The following is a 4,422-nucleotide window of genomic DNA, read 5'->3' as shown; positions in this document are numbered from 1 at the left end:
GTAGGGAAAAAAATGCAAATGAGACAAATAGACTAATCTCAAAGGATCTCCAAAGAAACGATAAGGATGCTAGGAAAGCTAGCGCACGCCGCCCTTTCGGCTGCGCCGACCCCTACCCATTTCGACTCAAATTTATGAGTGATTTGGGTATCTTTTTGGTCGCTTTCAGATTGGGTAAGTCTCTTCCCTTTCGGGCTGCCCTGCGCTGTGAGTAAGGCTTTACGCCCCCATTCCAGTCTCACAACACTAATCAATTATTCCTTTTCCGCAGTTCTCCCTCTAGCAGCTACAAGAGAGCGGTTTTATCGTGCTTTCGCAAGTTTTGATTAGTGCCTTTACCTGCCACCTTTGGAACTTCCCTTGGTCGGTGGCTGATGCGCATCGCTCTGTCCAAAACATCTTGAGTCCAAACAGAGTGCAGGAATACTTGAAGTGCTTAAACGATATGGGCTATCATGAAAGGACTTACACAGGCCGTCAAACCGGTAAGTATTCCGATCAAAGCCGACCTTGCAGGGTCGGTTTTGTCACATCTGGGGATTGAGATTACAACCAAAGAGCTGGGATCTCAACGATCCTTTTCTAAGGTAATGAACGTCCTCAAGAAAAACGCCTCCCATTGGGAGGCGTTTTTCGTATCTGCCAGATGTAAAAAAGGTCGCCGGTTTGGGCAACCTTTTGCGTTCTATCGTTCAGTTCGCACAACGAGTGTTACGTTAAATTACTCATTACTTTCTTTTAAACCAAAGCAGTCCCACTCTATCAGCAATCGACTAAAATTATTTTTTGAAAGATATTTGGCATCTACACACTTACCATCATCATCGTACAGCACAAGGAAAAAAGAACTCGATTCTAGTGTACGACCTAACGAAAGCCATTGAGCAACAATTGTCTCGTAATGTTCTTGATATGATGCGATTTCAAAGCCTTTGTTATTCGATGTTTTAAAATAAATTTTTAGTTTCACGCTTTATCCCATTTATCTCATACACATCATATTTAAGACTAGGTTTGTGTGAGCAATTGAACGTTCTTAATAGACTTAGGCCAAAAAAAACCACTATATACGCAATTGAGCACTATTATAAAGTTACATGCATATCAACACTTTGTGAGTATTGCGTTATGGCTTTGTGTAAAATAAAAAAATACGACACTTTAGTAGATGCTCATACGATTAAACTTCTCGAAAATTTAACAATGGAAATTGGAAATGAAGAAGTTGCTCTACAAGTCACTATTTTGTCATTTGAAAAACTTTGGCATCAAATGGAAATGCATGGAGAGCCCAAAAACACATTTGAATGGCTTCAAATCGAAGCAAAGAAGCTCATAATTTAAAGCAACATAACGTTGTGGTGGTGATTATTATTCCTATTACGTTAAATAGCCGACTTAGCATCTCAAAACGCCAATCTGACGCTCTCAAAACGCTCCTGGAGCGTTTTTAAGCACTTATCCTTACCTAATTAGCCAGAAATCGGGCTGTAAGTTTGTGACGCTTTCAGAGCGATTTACAGGGCAAAAAGTTCGCTGTTCGATTGAAACAAAAAACGCCCTCTAAGGGCGTTTTTTCTATGTTTTCATCTTATCGATGGCATCTTTGGTGATCAGCTCGTTAGCTATCTCTAAGTTCTCTTTGTACTTCTTCTCTTTGTACTTCTCATATTCAAATCGAGATAACGAACTTCTCGGATCGTACTCGTAACGCTGACAGAATTGCTCAAAAGTAACAGCTGCACTCATAGACACCTCTTAATCTTTAAACTGAAAACTTCGCATAAAGCTCTGGCTCTTTAGAGAGTAGAGTTAGGACTTTGCTTGCTAAACCTGTCGGATTTCTCCGTCCTTGCTCCCAACTTTTCACGGTATCAATACTCACATCCATCGCTTGTGCCAACTCTTTTTGGCTGACATCCAGTTGTGCTCGGATCGCTTTAACATCGGCAATCTCATAACGAGTGACATTCGCAGGAGTCTGCTCTCCTTTTGCAATCGCTTCGGCTTGCTTCATCGATGTATAAAGTTCATCAAAAATACTATTGCTCATTGTCATACTCTCTCTTAATCGACCTCGACACTTCTTTAAGGAGATTCTTCTCTTTCTGAGTTAAAGAGTCCTTTCTCCCTTTCTTGTACAGCAACACCAAATAGACAACATCAGGTTGGATCAGTAAGTAAATCGTTCGATAACCACCACTCTTACCTGTCGATTCTCCAGCAAGGCGAACTTTTCTTAGCCCTCCCGTTCCGACAATCAACGATCCCATTTCTGGGTTTTTGATGATGTCTGACTGCAACGCTCGAAACTCTTCATCCGTGAGCATCTCTTTTCGCTGAGATTCAAACAATGGCGTTTCAATAAACTCTAATGCGTAGCTAATAACCCGATCCTCTCCCAAAAGAATAGGAGTACATTGTACTCCTGGCAAGCGTATTTTCAAATGTATTAACGATTAAATCCGAAACCTCGACCTCTGCGATTTTGTCGTGCTAACGACTGCTCTTGCTGTATTGCTTTTCCAACGACTGGAGCTGCTGCGTCAAGTTGTTTACTTGCATGGTCAAGCTGCTCACACTGCTCTGTAAGCGTTGGTTCTCCTCGCTGCTCTGCTCGAATCTTTTCTCTAAATCCTTGTAGAGCTTCACGAACTCGCTGTGCTGCTCCTTGTGCTGCCTCTCTAAAACCTCGAAGGCGTGCAAAAGTTGTTTCTCTAGCTCGGTCATTTATTTCCTCTCCAACTTGATCAGCTCGTTCTTGCCATCGTTCATTGTCCACCCCTCCAGAATCGAGTAACCCTCTGGTATCACAATAAAACGTTCCCCTTTCTGGCTCTCGTACAGAGAAAGCCCCCAAGTCTTGTTCTGGAACTGCTCTAGGATCGCTTTTTGGCGGGCTATCTTTTTCTGATTGTCTAATATCGTCTGCCCTTGATACCAAGCGATCCCGTAACTGACGATCACCAAAAATAACAGGGTCACTGGCAACCAAATCCATGTTTTCATCACCAAGAGATTCAAACGTGATTGCTGCTCTTGGATGTCGTTTATGATTTTCTGCTCGCTTGATTTCAACGCATCTTGAATACGTTGTTCGTGCCTCTCGAAGTCTTTCTTTAGCGTTTGCTCGATAGCGTTGGCTTGCTTCTTCGATTGCGAATTGAAGTCCCTCGCCATATTCAAAATCTTGCTCATACAACAAACCTTTTAATCTTATGTTTCGTTTCCCACTTTCGGGATTCTTAATGCTGATGCTTTTAGCTGTCACTCTGGCAATCTCAAATCCTTTGCTTTCAAGCGCACCAATTACCCCTTTTCGACTACGGATCGCGCCTGATTGAGCAAGATTAAGTAGACCATCGGTAAGAAGTTGCTGAATCTCTTTTGCATCGGATGGAGTGTCTTTAGCACTCACCAAGCCTTGCTGATTAGCAGGGTCATCTGGGTCATGAAGCCCTAGTTCAAGATTCTTAATGGTGCGCCACGCATCGATACGAGGATTGTCTGCAAAGTGGTAGTAAGGTTGAAGTCGCTTGCCAGAATGAAGCTCAATATTTGGAATAACAAAATTCAGCTCTAACCGCCCTTTATCAAGATGCTCTACCCAAAGAATGGAGTATTGGTCTTTGTCTAAGCCTGGTAACAAAGCCTTTTCAAAATCAGCCATGAGGCGATCTTTAATCTCTTGTGATAAGTCCGTTTCAGCAAAACAGAGAAAGCCCGATGTGTACTTTTTGGCGTAAGGACTCGAATCAATGAGTGATTGAACTAAATCAGGATCGCCTTGATTGAGTGTCGCCCTCTCCCGATTTCTATCTTTCCCTAAGAGATAATCAACAGGGCCACTCCCAACGCCCTTACCTCTACGAGCGAACTGAACAATCATACTGAGATCTCATACTGTGCCATTATTTGCCCAAGCTGACGCTCGATTGCTGAAAGTTGAGCCAATACTTGAACCACATTCACGACATCATAATTCTGGGTATTCACTACTCTAGTGATCTGATTCAAGTTATTTCCAAGTCCAGATAACTGGCGCAATAATGCGGGGTCTACTTTAGGAACATTGGCTCTTTTAAGAGTCCGTTCCCCAAGACAAGTCTCTCTCACCCAAGGAGCTAATTCCGCACCATCACACCGATCTTTCAGAGCTTGAAGTTCAGTCTCAGTGACTCTGATCTTGATGGACTTTTCTCGTATTACTTTCTTCTTTTCAGTCATGGCAATTCTTTAGTTTGAGTGCTTTTAACTAGGGTTAAGGGAGCGTAGCGTCCCTTACAAGGCACAATGACAACGTAACGAAGTGGAGGGGTCTTTGTGTAGCCTTGCTTATGTGCTTAACAAAAGATAGAAAGTAAGATAAAGAAATGCAAATAAGGGAAATCATGAAGTATCAAACAATGACAGTAAGAGCAA

Annotated in this window: 8 protein-coding genes; 1 reads left to right on the top strand and 7 read right to left on the bottom strand. The window is 42.4% G+C overall.

What is annotated here, in order from left to right; all coding sequences use genetic code 11:
• Nucleotides 1-721: 721 nt before the first annotated feature.
• Nucleotides 722-970: a hypothetical protein gene (locus tag R7190_RS25330; RefSeq protein ID WP_005398517.1), complete on the bottom strand. Its 249-nt coding sequence runs from the start codon at nt 968-970 to the stop codon at nt 722-724.
• 158 nt (nt 971-1,128) lie between these two features.
• On the opposite strand from R7190_RS25330, the gene R7190_RS25325 reads away from it, so the two are divergent.
• Nucleotides 1,129-1,344, top strand: coding sequence for a hypothetical protein (locus tag R7190_RS25325; RefSeq protein WP_031819061.1), 216 nt, complete (start codon nt 1,129-1,131; stop codon nt 1,342-1,344).
• Nucleotides 1,345-1,578: 234 nt separating this feature from the next.
• Here the strand turns inward: R7190_RS25325 and R7190_RS25320 are convergent, their stop codons facing one another.
• The 6 genes from R7190_RS25320 to R7190_RS25300 all read right to left on the bottom strand — a co-directional run bounded on the left by R7190_RS25320 (nt 1,579) and on the right by R7190_RS25300 (nt 4,227).
• A complete protein-coding gene (locus tag R7190_RS25320; RefSeq protein ID WP_005398424.1) occupies nt 1,579-1,749 on the bottom strand; it encodes a hypothetical protein in 171 nt (56 codons plus the stop codon).
• A gap of 16 nt (nt 1,750-1,765) precedes the next feature.
• Nucleotides 1,766-2,053: a NadS family protein gene (gene nadS, locus R7190_RS25315; protein ID WP_029946694.1), complete on the bottom strand. Its 288-nt coding sequence runs from the start codon at nt 2,051-2,053 to the stop codon at nt 1,766-1,768.
• Nucleotides 2,043-2,435 carry a type II toxin-antitoxin system RelE/ParE family toxin gene (locus R7190_RS25310; protein WP_224723981.1) on the bottom strand — a complete coding sequence of 131 codons (393 nt, stop codon included), beginning with the start codon at nt 2,433-2,435 and terminating at the stop codon, nt 2,043-2,045. Before R7190_RS25310 ends, nadS begins: the two co-directional genes overlap by 11 nt.
• A gap of 61 nt (nt 2,436-2,496) precedes the next feature.
• The gene (locus R7190_RS31390) at nt 2,497-2,730 is read right to left on the bottom strand and encodes an MbeD/MobD family mobilization/exclusion protein (protein ID WP_169567099.1); all 234 of its coding nucleotides are present in this window, start codon (nt 2,728-2,730) and stop codon (nt 2,497-2,499) included.
• Nucleotides 2,731-3,180: an MbeB family mobilization protein gene (locus R7190_RS31385; RefSeq protein WP_353616425.1), complete on the bottom strand. Its 450-nt coding sequence runs from the start codon at nt 3,178-3,180 to the stop codon at nt 2,731-2,733. It abuts the gene before it with no gap.
• Between the two features lie 705 nt (nt 3,181-3,885).
• Complete coding sequence (locus R7190_RS25300; RefSeq protein ID WP_025607773.1) at nt 3,886-4,227, bottom strand: MobC family plasmid mobilization relaxosome protein; 342 nt, start codon at nt 4,225-4,227, stop codon at nt 3,886-3,888.
• Between the last annotated feature and the right edge of the window lie 195 nt (nt 4,228-4,422).

This window comes from Vibrio sp. 1078-1 (genome assembly GCF_033340475.1).
The sequence above is the reverse complement of the archived record's forward strand: the minus strand, read 5'-3'. Positions and strand labels throughout refer to the sequence as shown.

What these genes read in the sequence shown, in the direction of transcription:
- R7190_RS31390 (WP_169567099.1), bottom strand. Translation starts at nt 2,730, where the DNA reads ATGACCGAGCTAGAGAAACAACTTTTGCACGCCTTCGAGGTTTTAGAG.
- R7190_RS25300 (WP_025607773.1), bottom strand. Translation starts at nt 4,227, where the DNA reads ATGACTGAAAAGAAGAAAGTAATACGAGAAAAGTCCATCAAGATCAGA.
- R7190_RS25325 (WP_031819061.1), top strand. Translation starts at nt 1,129, where the DNA reads ATGGCTTTGTGTAAAATAAAAAAATACGACACTTTAGTAGATGCTCAT.
- nadS (WP_029946694.1), bottom strand. Translation starts at nt 2,053, where the DNA reads ATGAGCAATAGTATTTTTGATGAACTTTATACATCGATGAAGCAAGCC.
- R7190_RS31385 (WP_353616425.1), bottom strand. Translation starts at nt 3,180, where the DNA reads ATGGCGAGGGACTTCAATTCGCAATCGAAGAAGCAAGCCAACGCTATC.
- R7190_RS25320 (WP_005398424.1), bottom strand. Translation starts at nt 1,749, where the DNA reads ATGAGTGCAGCTGTTACTTTTGAGCAATTCTGTCAGCGTTACGAGTAC.